Origin of the sequence: Microbacterium sp. AB, from assembly GCF_032878875.1 — a bacterium.
GTDB lineage: Bacteria > Actinomycetota > Actinomycetes > Actinomycetales > Microbacteriaceae > Microbacterium > Microbacterium betulae.
Genome location: NZ_CP118157.1, coordinates 2,311,607 through 2,329,193 on the forward strand (window position 1 = coordinate 2,311,607; position 17,587 = coordinate 2,329,193).

Annotated in this window: 18 protein-coding genes and 2 pseudogenes; 10 read left to right on the forward strand and 10 right to left on the reverse strand. The window is 64.1% G+C overall.

The window, feature by feature from the left end:
* Window positions 1-180: 180 nt before the first annotated feature.
* Together N8K70_RS10935 and N8K70_RS10940 are read left to right on the forward strand one after the other, a co-directional pair.
* The gene (locus N8K70_RS10935; protein WP_317138377.1) at window positions 181-501 is read left to right on the forward strand and encodes a hypothetical protein; all 321 of its coding nucleotides are present in this window, start codon (window positions 181-183) and stop codon (window positions 499-501) included.
* Window positions 502-531: 30 nt separating this feature from the next.
* Window positions 532-1,724, forward strand: a protein-coding gene (locus N8K70_RS10940) for an IS3 family transposase (RefSeq protein WP_317138378.1) whose coding sequence is annotated in 2 segments (ribosomal slippage) — window positions 532-819 and window positions 822-1,724 — 1,191 coding nt in all. Because the reading frame shifts where the segments join, the coding sequence is not laid out codon by codon here.
* A 33-nt stretch (window positions 1,725-1,757) separates the two neighbouring features.
* Here N8K70_RS10940 and N8K70_RS10945 read toward each other — a convergent pair.
* Window positions 1,758-1,979, reverse strand: a pseudogene (locus N8K70_RS10945) (AAA family ATPase); the annotation flags it as partial.
* Between N8K70_RS10945 and N8K70_RS10950 the strand changes: the two are divergent.
* Window positions 1,960-2,091: a hypothetical protein gene (locus N8K70_RS10950; protein ID WP_317138380.1), complete on the forward strand. Its 132-nt coding sequence runs from the start codon at window positions 1,960-1,962 to the stop codon at window positions 2,089-2,091. The pseudogene N8K70_RS10945 and the gene N8K70_RS10950 overlap by 20 nt on opposite strands.
* A gap of 114 nt (window positions 2,092-2,205) precedes the next feature.
* On the opposite strand, the gene N8K70_RS10955 is transcribed toward N8K70_RS10950, so the two are convergent.
* The gene (locus N8K70_RS10955; RefSeq protein ID WP_317141218.1) at window positions 2,206-2,844 is read right to left on the reverse strand and encodes a TetR/AcrR family transcriptional regulator; all 639 of its coding nucleotides are present in this window, start codon (window positions 2,842-2,844) and stop codon (window positions 2,206-2,208) included.
* A 158-nt stretch (window positions 2,845-3,002) separates the two neighbouring features.
* Between N8K70_RS10955 and N8K70_RS10960 the strand changes: the two genes are divergently transcribed.
* The 4 genes from N8K70_RS10960 (at window position 3,003) to N8K70_RS10975 (ending at window position 6,268) form a co-directional block, all read left to right on the forward strand.
* Entirely contained in the window at window positions 3,003-3,524 is a 522-nt protein-coding gene (locus tag N8K70_RS10960; protein WP_317138381.1) for a hypothetical protein, read from the forward strand.
* Window positions 3,525-3,615: 91 nt separating this feature from the next.
* Window positions 3,616-4,614, forward strand: a complete 999-nt coding sequence (locus N8K70_RS10965) for a COG1361 family protein (protein WP_317138382.1) — start codon at window positions 3,616-3,618, stop codon at window positions 4,612-4,614.
* A 124-nt stretch (window positions 4,615-4,738) separates the two neighbouring features.
* Window positions 4,739-5,710 (forward strand): NAD-dependent epimerase/dehydratase family protein, encoded by a 972-nt coding sequence (locus N8K70_RS10970; RefSeq protein WP_317138383.1) that lies wholly within the window; start codon window positions 4,739-4,741, stop codon window positions 5,708-5,710.
* Window positions 5,711-5,740: 30 nt separating this feature from the next.
* A complete protein-coding gene (locus N8K70_RS10975; RefSeq protein ID WP_317138384.1) occupies window positions 5,741-6,268 on the forward strand; it encodes a hypothetical protein in 528 nt (175 codons plus the stop codon).
* 224 nt (window positions 6,269-6,492) lie between these two features.
* Here N8K70_RS10975 and N8K70_RS10980 read toward each other — a convergent pair.
* Window positions 6,493-7,691: pseudogene (locus tag N8K70_RS10980) on the reverse strand (IS3 family transposase).
* 78 nt (window positions 7,692-7,769) lie between these two features.
* Between N8K70_RS10980 and N8K70_RS10985 the strand changes: the two are divergent.
* Window positions 7,770-7,931 (forward strand): hypothetical protein, encoded by a 162-nt coding sequence (locus N8K70_RS10985; protein ID WP_317138385.1) that lies wholly within the window; start codon window positions 7,770-7,772, stop codon window positions 7,929-7,931.
* Window positions 7,932-8,452: 521 nt separating this feature from the next.
* Here N8K70_RS10985 and N8K70_RS10990 read toward each other — a convergent pair.
* From N8K70_RS10990 to N8K70_RS11015, 6 genes are all read right to left on the reverse strand, one after another.
* On the reverse strand, window positions 8,453-9,634 hold the full coding sequence (locus N8K70_RS10990) for a DNA adenine methylase (protein WP_317138386.1): 1,182 nt from the start codon (window positions 9,632-9,634) through the stop codon (window positions 8,453-8,455).
* Between the two features lie 5 nt (window positions 9,635-9,639).
* Window positions 9,640-10,731 carry a hypothetical protein gene (locus tag N8K70_RS10995; protein ID WP_317138387.1) on the reverse strand — a complete coding sequence of 364 codons (1,092 nt, stop codon included), beginning with the start codon at window positions 10,729-10,731 and terminating at the stop codon, window positions 9,640-9,642.
* A 215-nt stretch (window positions 10,732-10,946) separates the two neighbouring features.
* Window positions 10,947-12,419, reverse strand: coding sequence for a DGQHR domain-containing protein (locus N8K70_RS11000; protein WP_317138388.1), 1,473 nt, complete (start codon window positions 12,417-12,419; stop codon window positions 10,947-10,949).
* 233 nt (window positions 12,420-12,652) lie between these two features.
* Window positions 12,653-13,834 carry a tyrosine-type recombinase/integrase gene (locus N8K70_RS11005; RefSeq protein WP_317138389.1) on the reverse strand — a complete coding sequence of 394 codons (1,182 nt, stop codon included), beginning with the start codon at window positions 13,832-13,834 and terminating at the stop codon, window positions 12,653-12,655.
* Entirely contained in the window at window positions 13,827-14,084 is a 258-nt protein-coding gene (locus N8K70_RS11010; RefSeq protein WP_248540684.1) for a helix-turn-helix transcriptional regulator, read from the reverse strand. Before N8K70_RS11010 ends, N8K70_RS11005 begins: the two co-directional genes overlap by 8 nt.
* Before the next feature lie 143 nt (window positions 14,085-14,227).
* Window positions 14,228-14,602 (reverse strand): sulfate permease, encoded by a 375-nt coding sequence (locus N8K70_RS11015; protein WP_317138390.1) that lies wholly within the window; start codon window positions 14,600-14,602, stop codon window positions 14,228-14,230.
* A gap of 202 nt (window positions 14,603-14,804) precedes the next feature.
* Here N8K70_RS11015 and dprA point away from each other — a divergent pair, with 202 nt between their 5' ends.
* On the forward strand, window positions 14,805-15,806 hold the full coding sequence (dprA, locus tag N8K70_RS11020) for a DNA-processing protein DprA (protein WP_317138391.1): 1,002 nt from the start codon (window positions 14,805-14,807) through the stop codon (window positions 15,804-15,806).
* 69 nt (window positions 15,807-15,875) lie between these two features.
* Here dprA and N8K70_RS11025 read toward each other — a convergent pair whose 3' ends face one another.
* A complete protein-coding gene (locus tag N8K70_RS11025; protein WP_317138392.1) occupies window positions 15,876-16,460 on the reverse strand; it encodes a hypothetical protein in 585 nt (194 codons plus the stop codon).
* A 225-nt stretch (window positions 16,461-16,685) separates the two neighbouring features.
* Here N8K70_RS11025 and N8K70_RS11030 point away from each other — a divergent pair, with 225 nt between their 5' ends.
* Complete coding sequence (locus N8K70_RS11030) at window positions 16,686-17,555, forward strand: hypothetical protein (protein ID WP_317138393.1); 870 nt, start codon at window positions 16,686-16,688, stop codon at window positions 17,553-17,555.
* Window positions 17,556-17,587: the final 32 nt, after the last annotated feature.

Here is a 17,587-nt window from a genome sequence, read left to right on the forward strand (position 1 = left end):
ACGGCGGGATCGGTGCGCCCGTCGGGCGACATCCGACCGGTCGTCGTGCGCGATGCGCTCGACGACCACCAGACCATGATCATATAGCTATGCTAGCATAGCTATTGCGGCGCGAGCGGAGACGTCGGTCGTGCTGTCAAGGGACACGCATCGGTCCTCGGCGTCGCCTAGCCTTCCGTCATGGAATCCGCATCCTCGGGCGGCCGGCGGGAACGATGGCTCGTCGCGACCACGGAGTATGCGGGCCTGACGGGCTACACCGGCGGCATCGGGCGGCACTATGCGGCGCTCCTCCCCGCGCTCGTGCGCCTCGGCGTCGCCGTCGACCTCGTGGTCTTCTCAGACGCGGATCCGATCCCGGGTGCGCGGATGGACGGCGTGCGTCTCGTCTCGTTCCGGCGCACCGACGGGCTCGGCCGGCTCGCGGTGTCGCGGTCGAGAGCACGCCATGTGCGGGAGGTGGGGTCTGGTGCAGGAACAGGTGACATCGAACGTGGCTAGCCCGGAGGGCTGGCCTGGAAGGATGTCATCATGCCTAAGCCGTTTCCCAAGGAGTTCCGCGGCGACGTGATCCGCGTTGCGGAGAATCGTGATCCGGAAGTGACGCTCGCGCAGATCGCGAAGGACTTCGGCGTCCATGTCGGAACTTTGGACAAGTGGATGCGGCAAGCCCGCATCGAGGCCGGCGAACAGGCGGGTGAGACGAAGCAGGAGTCCGTGGAGCTGCGTGAGCTCCGTAAGCGCAATCGCCTCCTCGAGCAGGAGGTCGAGGTCCTGCGTCGCGCGACCGCGTATCTGTCTCAGGCTCATCTGCCGGGTAAATGATGTACCCGCTCGTGAGCGAGCTCGCCGCGGACGGGATTCCTGTCGTGGTGTCGTGCCGGGTATTGAAGCTCGCTCGTCAGCCGTACTACCGCTGGCTGAACAACCCCGTCACGAGGCGGGAGTTGGAGGAGGCGTATCGTGCGAACGCGCTGTTCGATGCTCACCGTGACGACCCGGAGTTCGGGTATCGGCTCCTCGCCGACGAAGCCCGCGACGAGGGCGAGCCGATGGCGGATCGGACGGCGTGGCGGATCGCATCGTTGAACGGCTGGTGGAGTGTGTTCGGGAAGAAGCGGAGCAAGAACGGCAAGAAGCCTGGCCCTGCTGTTCATGACGATCTCTGTGTCGTCATCGACGAGCACGGCCGGGAGCGTCACCAGTTCGTCGCTTCCCGACCGAACCAGCTCTGGCTGACCGACATCACGGAACACAAAACGAGCGAAGGCCGACTTTATCTTTGCGCGGTCAAGGACGCCTTCAGCGGCCGGATCGTGGGCTACTCGATCGACTCGCGCATGAAGGCATCTCTCGCGGTTCGCGCTGTCCGCAACGCTGTCCGGATGCGCGGAAACGTGAACGGCTGCATCGTTCATTCGGACAGAGGGTCGCAGTTTCGAAGCAGGAAGCTGCGCCGCGAACTCGCTGCCCATAATCTCGTCGGCTCGATGGGCAGGGTCGCTTCTTGCGGCGACAACGCGGCGATGGAATCGTTCTTCAGCCTGCTGCAGAAGAACGTCCTGAACCGGCGCTCCTGGGCCACCCGCGAACAGCTGCGCATCGCGATCGTGACCTGGATCGAGCGGACCTATCACCGGCGACGTCGACAGGTCCGCCTGGGCCGTTTGACGCCCATCGAGTTCGAGACCATCATGAACAACGACCTGGCCCTCGCGGCCTAACTAGAACTGTCACCTGTTCCTACACCAGACCCAGGCTTCGTCCACGATGACCAGCTGCCCCCTACGGAACGTGGCGCCGGTGCGCACGTGCGTATCCCACCACTTCGCAGTGTTCTCCGCCTCGATCCCGAGGTCATCGGCGAGGACTTGCGCTGCGACCGCGGACGGGGCGAGCCCCACGACCGAACCTCGACCCCGCTCGGTCTCCCATGCCCGGCGGAGCGCGTTCATCGCGGTGGTCTTCCTCGCCGCTGCGGCTTGGCTCGGCAGCCCTTGGATCGCGGTGGCCGCCCTCGTGCTCGCCGCCGGGCACGTCCCCGTCGCCATGATCACGGGCCGCGCGATCGGCTCGACGAGCGCATCGTGAGATCCACGTCTGCATGGGATCTCGCCACGCCTGAACGTGGAGAGCATCGACGTCACGCCACCTCATGATCATCCCGCTCTCATCGGGAAAGCGACGGCGAAAGAGCTCTTCCCCCTACGAGCCGTCGAGCAAGGACCTCGTCGCTCGGAGGATCCCGTCGGGGTCTTGTGCACCGGCACCGGTCAGCAGCTGACGCCAGAGATCGCGGAACGACGACTCGGTGTCGTCGGCGTGGAAGCCGTGATTCTGCGCCTCGAACAGGCCGAAGCTTGCGGTGATGATGAGCCGGCCCGTCTGGACGGTGTCGACGCACGGCTGGAACTGGCCTGCTCGTGTCGCCGCGAGCATCTGCGCATCCGCGTATTCGAACCAGCTGAAGGAGAGGTCGGGAACACGGAACGTGCCGAGACGTCGGCTTTCGAGGATGAGCCTGACGACAGCAGGGCTGAACACGTTCGTGCGCGAGTCCAAGGCGGCTGTGAGCAGGACGCTGAGCAGCTGCGGCAGGCCGGGGCCCTCCGTCTTTTCTGCGCGACGACGAAAACGCTCCCAGACCTCGGCTTGCCGGTCGACCACGGCACCGGCCAGCTCTTCCTTCGACCGGAAGTGGGCGTAGCTCAACGCCGACTTCGGTTGCCCCATCGCCGCAGCGATCGACGAGAAGCTCGTAGCCGCATAACCATGCAATGCGAATTCGCCGGCCGCCGCCCGGAGGATCCGCTCCCGCGTCTGAGCCTTCTGTTCCTCACGCATCGGCACCCGTCCACGTTACCCCGGGGCCTCTGTGAACGACGATGCCGTCAACGCCACGCGCCCGGTGAGAGCCGATGTCGAAACGCTCACCATAACGACGGACATCGTGACAGACTGAGAGTTCGTTAGACGATCGTCTAACGAAGATCGGAATCATCATGCGCAAGCCCATTCCAGCCACTCTCGGAGCCCTCGCGGCTGTCGCTCTCCTGGGCGTCGGCGCTCAGACAGCAGCCGCGGACGACCAGGACACGCCCGTCACGGCCGAGGTGGCTGCGGGCGCCCTCGCGATCACCGCTCCCGCGGCCCTCGATCTGGGGTCCAACACTCCCGGAACGACCGCCAATGCCTCCCTTGACGCCGTGACCGTCACCGACGAGCGCGCGGATGTGCTCGGTTGGGTGACATCCGTGTCGATCAGCGACTTCACGGGCGCGAATGTGAGTGGATCCGCCATTCCCGTGAGCGGATTCACCTACGTGCCGAGCACCGCGACGACCAGCGGAACCGTCACCGTGGTGGCCGCCACCGCAACTGGCGCGGGCCCGAGCACGGTGCAGACCGCCACGGGCGTCACGGGCGTGAACACCGCGAGCTGGACCGCCGACGTCACCCTGGTCATCCCCAGCGATGCCCTGGCCGACGAGTACTCCGCGACGCTCACGCACTCGGTCATCTGAGTGAGGCCCGGAGTGTGCCGGTCACGGTGACGGCACACTCCGCAGAGCACGTCCCGGGAATGACACGACACACAGACAGAAGGAACCGACGGTGCGCTCAGCGTTCTCGACCATCCGCATGCGCGCCATCCTGCTGATCGCGATCTCTCTGGGATCCGTCGCCTGGGGCGCGACGACCGCGTCTGCCGCGACCGGCGACGACGACAGCGTGGGGATCCGGCTGGTCCCCGACGGGGATCAGAGCGACGCACGTTCGCGCGCCTACCTCGTCGGTGATGTTCCGCCGGGCGATCAGATCCGACGGACGGTGCAGATCGACAACCCGTCCGCAACGGACAAGCACGTCTTCGTCTATGCCAGCGCAGCGGAGATCTCCGACGGAGCCTTCACCGTGGACGGGGTAGACGGTCCCGACATCTCCTCGTGGATCACAGCCGGAGAGACCGAGATCGATCTCGAGCCCGGCGTGAGCGCAGAGGTGCCGATCACGGTCAGCGTGCCCACGGACGCACCGGAGGGCGAGTATTACGCGGCGATCTGGGCGGAGCTGCGGTCCGCCGACACCGAAGACTCCGTCACCCTCGCGAACAGGGTGGGTGTGCGCGTCTATCTGACCGTCGGCGAGGGCAATGGCCCGGCGCCCGATTTCGAGATCGGTGCCCTTGCTTTCGAGTTCGGAGCCGACGGCCTGCCCGCGATCGTCGCGCAGGTCACGAACACCGGCACGACGGCCGTCGATCTCGGTGGTCAGGCGACGCTCGAGACGCCGAGCGGCGGGGTGTCGGCCGGCCCGTTCTCCGCCGACAACCTCACGCTCGGCCCCGGGCAGAGCGGAGCCGTCCGGACCACGACAGACTCCGCGCTCTCGGCGGGCGAGTGGAATGTGACGCTCTCCCTCACGAGCGGAATGACGACTCGCGAAGCGACCGCGAATCTGACGCTCACCAGCCCGAAGACGGCAGACGCCCCCGACCCGGCCGAGACCATACCGCCGTGGATCCCTTGGGCTGCCGCCGCGGTCGTCGTCGCCCTCCTGATCCTGCTGATCTGGGCGATCGCCGCGCGATCTCGACGACGCAGCCGCTCATAGCCCGTCCGCACGACGCTCGCTTTGCGGGCCGGCGACGACCCCGGCGTCGTCGCCGGGCCGAGCGCCGATGGCGACTTTCCGCCGGTCGTGAAGACGTGACGAGAGGACGTGGAAGGATGACCGCATGGATGCGGCCGACTCCCTCCAGGTGATCGTCGGCGCCGGCCCGGTCGGCACGGCGCTCGCGGTACGCCTCTCCCGCGAGGGAAAGCGCGTGCGGGTGCTCACCCGCTCGGGCCGCGACACCGGCATCGCCGACGTCGAGTTCGTCGCGACGGACGCCTCCGACCCCGAGCAGCTCACCGCCGCGACGAGCGGAGCGCAGGTGCTGTACAACTGCGCCAACCCCGGCGCATACCAGGCGTGGGAGCGCGAGTGGCCTCCGCTCGCGGCGGCCTTCCTGACGGCGGCCGAGCGCACAGGGGCGGTGCTGGTCACCGCGAGCAACCTCTACGGCTACGGACCGGTGAGCGAGCCCATGAACCGTTCCACTCCTCTGCGCCCTTCCGACCATAAGGGCGCGCTTCGGACGAGGATGTGGCACGATGCGCTGGCCGCGCACGAAGCTGGACGAGTGCGCGTGGCCGAGGCCCGGGCATCCGACTACATCGGCCCGACGCTTCCCGTCGGCAACGGCCTGCTGGCGATGTACGCCGACGCGACCCTCGCGGGCAGCACCGCGAGGGTGTTCGCCGATCCCGACCAGCCACACACCTGGACCGCGATCGAAGACGTCGCGGCGACCCTGTCCGCGCTCGGGCAGAACGAGAAGGCGTGGGGCTCCGCATGGATCGTCCCCTCCAACCCGCCACAGACGGTGCGCCAGGTCCTGCAGGCCCTGCACACGGAGATCGGGCTCGCAGAACCGCGGCTCCAGCGCATACCGCGGTGGGTGCTGCGCACTGCGAGCCCGTTCGTCCCACTGGTGAGGGAGGTCGTCGGCGTGCTGTACCAGTTCGACGCGCCGTTCGTCTCCGACGGATCGGAGACCACCGAACGCCTCGGCGTCCCACCGACTGCGTGGACCGACGTCGTTTCGGAGACCGCCGCCGCGTGGCACACGCGGGCGCGGGGCGAGGGTCGCGCGGGCGCATAGTGACTCACCCAGCGTCGTGCTGGAAACAGCGTGTCCAAAACCAGGGGTCAAACGCCCCCGGCAGACCGCGGCCTCGACCACGCCACCGCCCAAGCCACCGAAGCCGTGCGCGGCCTCCTCAGCGATGGCCCCGTCAAGCTGGTCACCGACGAGCTCGCACGCCACGACCAGGAGGCCGAGCGCGCCGAGCGCTCGGCGGAACGGTGGGAACAGGTCGCCGCGCGCCTCGATGCCCAACGTGCCGCGCACCGAGCTGAGGACGACGAACAGGCCGACGTGCTCCATCGCGCCGAGAACGAGGCAAAGCGGGTACGTGAAGAGGTCGCCCAGCCACTCATCGTGCAGGCTGAGAATGATGGTGCGGCCTACCTCGCAGCCATGCAGGCCGAAGCGGCTGTGGGTGCCCGGCTCACCACTGCGGGACGGTTCGGCAGGCGAAAGGCACGCACTGAGCACCACGCCGCGGCCGAACAGGTGCGCACCGCCAGGGCGCAGGTCCGCGATGCCTGGGGTGAGCCGCCCCGCACCCCCGAGGCGCTACCCGCCTGGGCAGCGTAGGCAGCGGCACGATAGGCAGAGAGTGATAGCCGTGTGATCGATGCCGAGCGCGCCGTCGAAGCCGCCAGAGCCGACCGCGACAAAGTGCGACGGCGGCACAAGCAGGAACGCCGGGGGACTGCTGCACGATGAATGACGTCCGATCTGAACCGTATCTGGGCGGTTTCCGGTGAGCGGACCGCTTCATGCAAGGGGAATGCTGATGGTTTGGTTGACTCGTTTCCTTATGCCGCCAGGTCGGCGGTGGTGTTCATGATTGCTTCGTATTCGATGGGGGTCAACTTCCCGAGTTGGCGTTGACGGCGGCGTCGGTGGTAGCGGGCTTCGATCCAGTGCACGATCGCGAGGCGCAGTTCGTCGCGGGTGGCCCAGTGCTGCTGGTTGAGGACGTTCTTCTGCAGCAGGCTGAACCAGTTCTCCATCGCGGCATTGTCGGCACAGGCCCCGACACGGCCCATCGAACCTCGCAGATGATGTCGACGCAGTGCTCGCCGGAAGCGTCGGCTACGAAACTGACTGCCCCTGTCCGAGTGCACGATCACTCCGGTCGGGTTTTCGCGCCGGTTGATCGCGTCCTCGAGCGCGTTCACGGCCAGCCAGGCCTTCATCCTCGAGTCGATGGAATACCCGACGATCCGGTTGCTGAACACGTCTTTGACCGCGCAGAGATACAGCTTCCCCTCGGCAGTTCGGTGTTCAGTGATGTCCGTGAGCCAGAGCTGGTTCGGAGACTGGGCAGTGAAGTCCCGTCTCACGTGATCGTCGTGGACGGCCGGACCCGGCCGACGGTGTTTGCGTTTGCCCTTGCGTCGATGCGCGGCCGAGAACATGCCCTCTTGCGAACACACCCGCCACACTCGCCGCTCCGACACCTGCCACCCGTCATCGACGAGCTCGTCGCAGATGAGCCGATACCCCTGGCACCGGTCCTCGTCCCACACATCCCGGGCCGCGTTGATCAAATGCGCCTCGTCCCAATCGCGGTCACTGACGGGCTTCGCGAGCCATTGGTAGTACGCCTGCTTGGAGAAGCCGAGGACCCTGCACGCCCCCGCGACCGACACCCGGGAAGGAGCGTCGGTCGCGGCCAGTTCACGGACGAGCGGGAACACTATTTTGGGCTAGCAGACCCGATCTTCAGGTTCGCCTGCGACAGATACGCCGCCGCCCGCCGGAGCACCTCGTTCTCCATCTCCAACTCGCGGATCCGTTTCAGCATCTTCGCCTGCTCACGCTGCATGTCCACGTTCCCGGTTGGGGCGGGCTCGATCCCGCGATCCCGCAGCTGCGCGCCGCGGACCCATGCCTGCAGCGCGGATTTCGAGATCCCCAGATCCGCACACACTTGCTTCTGCGACATCCCCTGGGTCACCACGAGCGCGACCGCGTCCCGCTTGAACTCATCCGAATATTTGACCGGCATGACTGCCATCCTTTCCCGCCCAAGCCCGCAAGCTCAAGCAGTCCTGGAGTCAACCAAATCATCAGCATTCCCCTGCACGTGCTCCAAGAGATCCTCGGGCACCAGTCGATCGAGACCACCAAGGGCTATCTGCACCCCGACCATCGACACCTCGCCGAAGCCGCCCGACAGGCCAACCAGTTCCTCTCCGCAGCACCCACCAGAAGGGACACCACCCGCCGCGACGGACCCCGCCTGTGACCGCCCGCGAACCCACGCTCCGACCTTCCAAGAGAGGGCCGGAGCACTGTCCTGCCCGGATTCTGGTCCACTCCACGGGCACCTTCTGGTGCACTTCGCTGGCGAGAACGCCGAACGGGATTGGTCCACTTCGGCGGCGTACGGATCGAGCAGATCGAGAGAGTGGACCAGCCAGTGACCACTCCCAGGAACGACGAAGCCCTGGTGACAGTTGCCTCTCACCAGGGCTTTTTGTCGGGATGACAGGATTTGAACCTGCGACCCCTTGACCCCCAGGCGTCCAGACGCATCCTTAGGGAGCGAAATCCGCGTGTTTCCGGGCCTCAGATCATGCAGAGCACGTCACGAAATGCATGGATTTCATGATTCTGGTCCCCTTCTGGTCCCCCTAGATCAGTCGCGCATGGGTCGCACACAGCGCACGTCGAAGTTACCGTACGCGCGTTCGCTCACCCGGACGCCTTAGGTGCGTTGACCGAGTCAAGGGGTTCTCCGCGAGCGACATGAACTAGTAGATCAAGTCACGTGCCAACCGCAACCATCAACTGTGGTTCGCTGGCATTCCCTACCTCGATAGGTCGAGTCGGCATCACAGGAATCAACGATCTCTTCGGCGAGAGCAAGATGACCGCCTCCTTTAGGGTTCGGCGCCCACCTCGCCCGGTCTCGGCGTTTGACCCACCCAATGTGCTATGAACCGAATCAACGTAACGAGTATCTACGTACCAATCCTCGTCGGCGATACTAATGATGTCGCTTCCACTGAGCCCGTTGCTGGCATCAGCGTCTGGAAAGGTGACGATTGCCCGAGCATCCTTCTCTCGTAGCACTTTGAGGAGATCACGCATCGCTGACTTCGCTTTGCTTTTCATGCTGAACGCTGAGGCCTTTCTCGAAGACTGCGCAGGCGCACGCCCCTTACCCTCCACCGCGGGCCATCCGCCTCGGGCAATTCCTTCGAGGACATGATAAAAACGGCTGTACTGAACTGCGGAGTATGGCGGGTCACAGAAAACAAGATCCGTACAAGTGAGTGATGCCGCAACAGTCTCAGCATCTCCCGTAACTGCCTCGCCGACCTGGTTCGCGTGCAGCGGTGCGATGGTTTCGAGCACGTTCCGGGATGTCGCACGGACGCTGCGTGACCAGGACTGTGATATGTACGGCAAGAGGGAGTCAGTCGGCTGGAACGGCTGCGCCGTGTGTCCCGGAGCTGCCGCGCAGATGCTCGCCGCCTGTAGCAGGACCGCGAGCGCGGTTGTGCGTACACCTTCCTCGTTAGGCAACGAGGCGTACAGCTGATCGAACTCTCTGGCTTGGGCCAGCGAAAAGTAGTGGCCACCGTAGTGCCGAGTGATGAATCCTTCCGCGCTCGCCTCGCTCGCGACCCGCTGTCGCAGCACCTCGGCCTTGGACAATGCTGGCTTGTTGCCGCTCGCATCTGGTTCCGCGATTCGCTCCAACCACTTAGCCAGAGCTGGGTCGCTCGCGAGGCTCCGCGTTCTCTCAATCACGGAGGCCGCCAAGATCCGTGCGTACTCCTGAAGATCAACGGTCAGCACTGGCAATGACGTGCGTTGCGCAACAAAGTGCGCTACAGCCCCCGATCCTGCGAAGAGATCGACGAATCGTTCGGCCGACTCGCTTTCCCGAAGAATAATCTCGCCCAGTTCACCAGCAAGCAACGAAGTCTTACTGCCCATATACTTCACGCGAAGCTCCAGACTGGCACTCTCTCTGCCTGCCCAAAAGTGCGTGTTGCTGTTGGCAATCCACGTAGCAAGCCGTGGAGTGAATCCACGTCAGCGACTTCGGCCTCCTCGATCGCTAACTCTACGTCCGCCCAGAGATCGAGCGCGTCCTCAAGCGGTGACTCGTCGGACCAATAACCGCGAGACAACGCCAGCGAGTCCAGCCACGGCCGCAGAGCTGTGGACGAGTGCCCACTCTCCCGCACCAGTTGAATCGCTGATCCCGTCGCTACACGCAATAGAAGAACGGTTCGAGCCACCATCGGCCGAAGGTAGAGCGCCGGATTAACTTCCGCCACGCGTGACTCATAAATGGCGCCAACTAGACCCGTAGCTTGCGTCTTGGAGTTGCTCGCTTGGAGCGCAGAAAGCAATGCAGTCCCTTGCTGCGAGGCGGGAGCGAGCTCAGCAACCCACTCTGACCACGAGGTCTTCCGTCGGATTGAAACATAGATCGATCTAAGCAACTCGGGAAGCAGGGCATCATCCAAAACTGGAAACGTCCCCGATCGACCTGGTTCGAGAGCCTGCCAGACATCAGTCGCGAGATCTCGAACCTGCTCCGCCGTCATATCCTTCGGATGAAGGCGACTCGGGTTGTAGCTGACGACGTTCCTTCGATGATGGTCCTGATCGAACTTGCGCAGATCAAGAGACATGAGCCTGAAAAGGTCATCAATCTTGGCACGCGCCGCTTGAGCGGTTAGAGAGTCAACCCAATCTGCAAAAGGCTCACCGCCCGGGCGGATGATCTTTCCAAGCAGGTCCTGACTGCGACTGCTGTCGGTCCAAGCTTGGAGCGCTTGCCAAGCGACAGAATGGGTACCTGCAGAGCCACCAAACGGCTGGACTCCGATAGAGCTGATCGCAAAATGAGTTCGGTTGCCTACGTAGATTCCTTCACCCGCAAGCAGAGAAAGGGCCGCGCGGAGTTCTGCGTAGTAAGTGAGGTGGACCGCGCCGCCGACATCACCATGCAGAAGAGAGTCCAACGCGCGCCCAAGAAATCCCCAGGCGTCACCGCAATGGGCAAATGTGGATCCCGCCATATACCGAACGAAGTTCAGCCTCCGCCCAGCAGGGATCGCCTTGCTGTCCGCTTCGATGCGAGCCCCTGCGTTTGGAAGGTATCCGTTCCCTCGCGGAAACCAGCGCTCTCCCGAGAGCGGGAGCACACCCCCAAGTGCCGCAGCAATTGTGCTCCGATCCGCTGACTGGACCGTCGCCAAATGACTGGCACCAAACGGTTGCGTTTGATGCGCCACTACGCCCAGCCTGCCAGTTCATCGGCCGCCGAGATGACTGCTTCTCCACCATGCTTGCGAAGATGAGCGAGGAGCTGGTCGCGCAGTTCCTTGTAGCCACCACTACCACGGAGAGCAGCTTTCGCGAGTCTCTCCTGCTCCGGGAGGTTCGGGAAGCTACTCGTGCGCCAATCGTATGTCGAAAGTCCAGCAGCAATCTCCTTCAGGAACGCATGAATAGGCTCCGGGAGGGTGGACGCGACTTCGCGTACGTTCTCAGCTGACACGTCCGCAAGATCACCAGAATCGCGCCAGTCCGTAAGCCCAAGTTTCGTCTGCCGGATATAGCAGAGGTCATTGACGACCGATTGGAATCCACGGACTCCCTGGTCAGTCGCCAACAAGCTGAACCCCCCGCTGAAGGCAGGGTCGCCGTCCGCAGGTTCTAGTTCCGCTCGCTGAATCCTCAACTCTGCAGCCCAGGCGCAATCGCTCTGTTGAACCGCTTCCGCCAGAAGACGCCAAGCAGTCACAAGGAACGCGCCTTGTTGCAAGCGCGACCAAGCAAGCCCATCATTCTGATTTGGGGTGCCTCCAAAAATGCCACCCACGCGGTTTCTCCCAGACGGTTCCCAAGGCTTAACCATGCTCGCTATTAGGCTGCGAACGAATGCGGCCTGAGTGACGGGACCGTTCTCCTTGCGCGGTCCGCCTAGCATATTGATCCGTTTGAACCATGGGCTCTCAGGCGTAGCCCAGAGAACTTCAGTCAGCTCCTGCGCACGACTTTCTCTGTAGACAAGGATTCGATCACCACTGTCTAGCCAGTCTTGTTCGCGTAGCAGTGGATACAGGTCAAAGGCCAATGAAGCGTTGATCTTCTTGGGCTTGATGTTGATCGTCCAAAAGAGGTACGCCTGCCAGGAGATATCGAGACCATGAAATGCCACAACAGGCAACTCGAAATCAGCCACATTCGGATCATCATCATCAAAGGCAAATAGCCGGTGCTGCCCATCGATAACCTCGATTGGAGGCAATGCCTCGTCAATCGCTTCGGGCAGTGTCAGCAGGGAGAAGGAGCCGTCTGAACTATCTTGCACGCGCACAGCGTGATCAGCGTCGATCTTTCGACCGTTTCGCTCATCGCCAGTCTCGAGAATGTTCACCACGACGGCGGTAGGCAGCCATCCAGGCTTACGCAGGCCTTCGTTCGACGGGTCTTTTCTCTGCACGTCGCTCAAACCTGAGCGAGGAAAACCCTCAGCTACGTACCGCCGAATTTCGGCGCTTCGTTCTTTGTCGTGACGCCGTTGAATGCCCAGATCGTCCTTGCGCGGCGTCATCGAATCCGTATCACGCCGGTAGATAGCGGAAAGCTTGCGCAACTGAGCTGCAGACATCGAGAAGAGATAGAAGTGCGGGCCTGGCCGGGATTGATTCTGACCCTCGTCAAAGTTGACCTTGTCCCACTCCGGAAGCCACTGCTTCACCCGAAGGGCAGGGACCGAGGTCGCGTCATCGGACGGTGTCAAGGCAAAACCCCCATCGTAGTGCTAGCGATACCTTCACAGCCTATCGCGAGCGGGATCTGGCCGCGCGGAGCCAGGTAGGGCGTGTGCTCGTTGAGTCCGGAAGCACTCCTGCGCACGTAGCTAGTCCATCCCGCCCCAAGATCGCCTAGAGATTCACCCCACCTTGACAGCGGCCGAGAAGCTCTCGACGGTCACACCGCTCGCCCGAACGCGCGTTCGAGGTGCTCAGCGGTGGCGGGGTTCACGGTCTCGTTGCGCTGGATGTAGTGCTGCATCGTGATCCGCGGGTCGGTGTGCCCGAGGAGTTCCGAAGCGAGGAGCACGCCTTGTGCGTCGTTGACGACGGTCGCGACGGTGCGGCGGAAGCGGTGTGGGGTGACGTTCTCGATCCCGGCTGCGTCCATCACGTCGCGCAGGAGCCGGCGGACGTTGTTCGTCGTGTGGGGCGTACCCACACGCGTGCTGAACAGGAGCGTGGCCGGTTCGGTGTCGCCGCTACGCAACAGGCGCGAGCGGATCGCCTGCAGCGCGAACGACGGCAGCGCGACGCGGCGAACCGAGCGATCCGTCTTCGGATGATCCTGCCGGTGGGTCGGCTCGCCCTTGCGACTGATAATCGTCCCGGCAATCCGCGCTGTCGGGATCGGGCCGTCCATGTCGAGATCCTGGAGGCGGATGGCGAGGACTTCGCCGATACGCGCAGAGGTGCCGAGCATGACTTCGACGATCTGCCCGAGCTGCCTATCCGGCCTCGGTCCCGCCAGTATCCGCCGGGACTCCCAAGCCTTGATCGCGGCGCGGATGTCCTGCACCTCGCCGATGGTGAACGCCTCCGGGATGGTCCTCTTCCGATGCAGCCGAGAGACGTGATCCATCGGGTTGCGAGGAAGGATCTCGTGACGGACCGCGAGCGCGAGTGCGAGGCGGAGGACGACGCGGGCGTGCTTGGCCCGACTGTAGCTGCGCTTAGCGAGTCGTTTGAGGAAGTAGTCGCAGCGGGCGACCCCGATCTCCCGGAGGGTGAGGTCTTTGAATGCAGGGAGGACGAGGGCGCGCATGTCGCGCTCGTAGAGATTCCTCGTGGTTCGGGAGAGGCGGTCTTCGATCTCCATGTCTTCCAGCCAGTACGTGACGAGCTCCGGGAACGAGCTGTCGGCGCTCATCCCGTTGAATCCGGGCTGGTAGAGGGAGCGTTCGGCGAGCTTCTGCTTGAGCTTGCGCTCCGCGGCGGCCCGTGAGGCGCCGGTGGCTTGGACGAGTCGGTTGGTGCCATCCCAGTCCCGGTACCGGGCGCGGGCCACATGGTTGCCGTTCGGCTGGGCGCGGGTGGCGATGATCCCGAAGGTGCCGATGGGTGTGCGGGGCCTACCCACGCGCGCCCTCCCCTGCTCCGGGAAAGGTGGCAGCCCCGGTAGAGGCGGCGGCCTCGCGCATGGTGTCCATCCAGGCGCGGATGTCGGTGATGCCGAACATGATGCGCTTGCCGAAGCGGTAGGCGCGGGGGCCTTTGCCGTTGGTGCGCCAGTCGTAGATGGTGGAGACGGGGACGCCGAGGTAGTCGGCGAGTTCGTCGATGTTCAGGAGCGGTTCCAGGCCGTGCGGGCTGGACTGGTGTTGATTCATCCTTCCAGTCTCGAAGGACAGATGACCGGGTCTGTTCTCCCGCCCTGCTCCCCGTCGAGTTGCCCGCCGCCCGGCACGCGAATCAGCGCCTGCCGTTGCGGCGTCGCTGTTCGAACGGTGCGGGCGAGGTCGCGATGCAGTTCCTATGGCATGCGCGCCGTTGTCGGTTCAGCAGGCTCAATCGGCCGACGTGTACGGTGGTCGCGGCGTCGGGTTGCCGACTCCTCAAGGCGAGCGCGGACGAGGAGGACAACGCTGATCGGGCCCATGATGAGGAACTTGAGCGCGTTCCAGCAGAACAGGAGCACGAGGAGGTTCAGCCAGCCGGGGCCGCCGTCCTCGATCAGGGTGAGGCAGTAGTTCGCGGCGAGGAAGTACGGCGCGGCGAGGAGCATCGCGGGGGTGCCCCATTTCAGGCCGCGGCGGGTGCGGATCGCGTCGAGCGCGATGTTGGTGGGCATGTAGCGCCGCAGGTAGTAGCGGGCGTGGGCGCTGAGCGCCCAAAGCAGCCGGATCATGGCGTTTCCTCTCGTGGCACGGTCAGGTGTCGAGACAGTGCGTAGAGAGTGGCCCGGGGGCCTGTCCGTAGTGGGACGCCATATCAAGGAGGAATCTGCCTCGCTCCCAGGGTACGACTCCCCGGAGACATCCGTAAGAGGTGCGCCCGCTCGTTCGGGTGGCGCTCGCGCACCTGTCTGGCACACACGGACGGGAGCCGGCATGGCCACAATCACTTCTCTCTCCAAGGATGAGCGCGCCGCGCGGGTGACTCTGGCTGCAACCTTGGAGCCCGATGACGCGGTGACCGGCCGGCTCATCACCGCGGTCGGCACCGTGGAGACTGTGCGCCTGGCAGCTGGTACCGGTGCGTTCCCGAAGAAGGTGGATGCGATCGAGGCGGGGCTGTGGCGCAACAAGGTTGCCCCACGAATGGATGCCCGCACGGTCACGCAGGCGCTGTCGGAGAGCGACCGTCTCGGGCTGCGCATCCTCATCCCTGGAGACGATGATTGGCCGGCCGCGCTCAACGACTTGGGCGAGCGTACCCCGACTGCCCTGTGGGTGCGCGGCGCAACATCGTTCCTCACTGCTCCGCTGAGTGATCGCGTGACGGTCACCGGAGCCCGCGCCGCCACAAGCTACGGCGAGCACGTCACGGGCGAGCTCGCCTCCGATCTGACGCATGCCGAGCGGATCATCGTGGCCGGCGGCGCCTACGGTATCGACGCCGCCGCACACCGACCCGCGCTCGCCTCCGGTGGGCAGACTGTCGCCGTGATGGTCGGCGGCTTGGATCGGCTCTACCCGTCCGGCAACCGTGAGCTCCTGGAACGAGTCGGAGACCTCGGGCTTCTCGCCAGCGAGATGCCGCCCGGCGCGACACCGAGCAAGTGGCGCTTCCTCGCCCGCAATCGCATCCTCGGCGCCCTCTCCGGTGCGACCGTCGTCGTGGAAGCCGGCTACCGCTCCGGCTCCCTCAACCTCGCCGCCCGCGCCGCGCAGCTCGGGCGACCCGTGGGCGCAGTCCCCGGTCCGGTCACCAGCGTGTCCAGTGCCGGCACGCACCGGCTCCTGCGCGAAGGCATCGCGTCCCTCGTGACCCGGGTTCAAGACGTGACAGCGCTCCTCGACCGGTCGACTGAGACGAGCCGAAGCACCATCGAACACGGAGTTGGGCTCGGCCGTCCGGCACGACAGGAGGCGTCGGTTCGCTCCTTCTGAATGCTCTCCTGTGAGGAAGTCGCACCAGGCGCGATACCCGTTCTTGCGTCCTACGTACAGTGCTTTCGCTCAGTAGTAGTCTCCAGCGAGCTCGTTGAGTGTCGGGCCTGCCGAGTACAGCCCGTCAACGTAGTCCGTGATGACGGTGAGATTGTCGTACTGCTGCTCGAGCAGCGCGGCGAGGTCGGGGAAGTCAGCGTGCTCCTGGGTGTTGGGTAACTGACCCGCATACCGAAACGCGGTGCCGCTCTTGTCTGCCTCATGAAGCATAGCGATGAGCTTCTCCACCTCCGGCGGGAACGATTCATCCAGGTCGAGCGCGTCGTAGTGCTTCTTGGCCTCGTTGAGGAGCTTATGGAGGTTGTGCCCCAGCTCTTTGAACCGCTCGTCTGATCTCGCTTGCTCGAGCTCTGACGTTCTTCCTTCGACGTAGGTCATGCGGGTGCTCACCAAGAACTGGATGAGGTTCTTTAGCTCAAGCTCGAACGCCTGTCTGTAGAGAGTGAGGAACGGGAGCAGGATGAGGTCGTCAATGGTGTCCCCTGTGAAAGTTTCGGCGAGGCGTTTCGCCGCGAAGCGGTAGGACAGCGCGTAGTCGCGATTCGTTTGATACGGATAGCGGACAATCAGTCGGCTGTATACCTTGTTCGGCACCGATTCGAGCAAACGCAGCGGCTTGGAGCGTGCAGACGACATGTTTCATTGTGGCATCCGCTCCCCCCGGAGCAGGCCCAGACGGGAGGGGCACGCGCTTCTGCGGCTCACGCCCCCTTCGCTTCTCCTCTGGCGCGCTGGGTACGTCTCGTCCCAAACTCTGGTTCGCTAGTGACGTGTCAGCTATGGATGACACGGGCAAGCAGCAGCGAGGGGCAGCGGATCGTGAGCAAAGTTGAAGAGGAGCACGCGAGGCTCATGCTCGTCGGCGAGCTCGGTGTCGATTTCTGTGTCTATGACGATGGTTCGAGGCCGAGCATGCCCGACTTGCTCTCTGCCGACGGCAAGCATGTCGCGGAGGTAATTACTACCGTCCTGCCCGCCGTGCGCGAAGCTGAACGACGCCTCGAGCCACTGGTTGAGCCGCGCCTGCCTCATTGCGTATGGGTGATAATCCCATACACGGTGCTGGGAGGCGTCACGAAAGATGTACGCAGCAAGATCGGCGCTGACATCGTCCGGTGGGTCGAGGAAGCCGGTTGCGTCTTTCATTGGCCGTCACTCACCCAGCATCAATCGTTCGACGACCCAGGTACCGCTCCGTTCCTCGGTCTTGGCGCCTACGACGATGGTGTCCGAGCGATGTGCGTTCAGTCCTGCTTCCATCCGGACGCAGGAGTACATCAGATCCGGTGGTCAATCGAGCATGCGCCGTCGTCCTATGATCCGTGGGAGTTGATTCGGCGATCGCTGCGAATCGTTGATGCGCAGAAGCGCGGCGGCGTGCAGGCTCTGGCGGACAAGCTGATCGGGTATCCGAACAAGCATCTGGTTATGTACCCGTTCGGTCCTCCCGGCAATCTGACGGCCGCGTTCGCCAGTTTTGCCACGCCGCCTGACCCGCGCGACCTCATTCCGCCACAGCTGAACGCTCCGCTTTCCGATGTTCATCTTTGGCTCATGTACCAGTACGGCGACCAAGGCATCATAGAAGGGCTGCATGTCTGCAACGGGCACTGGGCACGGTTCGGGACACGGCTCCCGGGTGTCGATCAGGTGTCCCACTTGCGAAGGCTGCATTACAGAGAGGCGTAGTTTCGCGCAGCTCACGAACCTCCGTGCGTCCA

What these genes read in the sequence shown, in the direction of transcription:
- N8K70_RS10960 (WP_317138381.1), top strand. Translation starts at nt 3,003, where the DNA reads ATGCGCAAGCCCATTCCAGCCACTCTCGGAGCCCTCGCGGCTGTCGCT.
- N8K70_RS11010 (WP_248540684.1), bottom strand. Translation starts at nt 14,084, where the DNA reads ATGAATCAACACCAGTCCAGCCCGCACGGCCTGGAACCGCTCCTGAAC.
- dprA (WP_317138391.1), top strand. Translation starts at nt 14,805, where the DNA reads ATGGCCACAATCACTTCTCTCTCCAAGGATGAGCGCGCCGCGCGGGTG.
- N8K70_RS10990 (WP_317138386.1), bottom strand. Translation starts at nt 9,634, where the DNA reads ATGGGCAGTAAGACTTCGTTGCTTGCTGGTGAACTGGGCGAGATTATT.
- N8K70_RS10935 (WP_317138377.1), top strand. Translation starts at nt 181, where the DNA reads ATGGAATCCGCATCCTCGGGCGGCCGGCGGGAACGATGGCTCGTCGCG.
- N8K70_RS10955 (WP_317141218.1), bottom strand. Translation starts at nt 2,844, where the DNA reads ATGCGTGAGGAACAGAAGGCTCAGACGCGGGAGCGGATCCTCCGGGCG.
- N8K70_RS10970 (WP_317138383.1), top strand. Translation starts at nt 4,739, where the DNA reads ATGGATGCGGCCGACTCCCTCCAGGTGATCGTCGGCGCCGGCCCGGTC.
- N8K70_RS10995 (WP_317138387.1), bottom strand. Translation starts at nt 10,731, where the DNA reads ATGGCGGGATCCACATTTGCCCATTGCGGTGACGCCTGGGGATTTCTT.
- N8K70_RS11015 (WP_317138390.1), bottom strand. Translation starts at nt 14,602, where the DNA reads ATGATCCGGCTGCTTTGGGCGCTCAGCGCCCACGCCCGCTACTACCTG.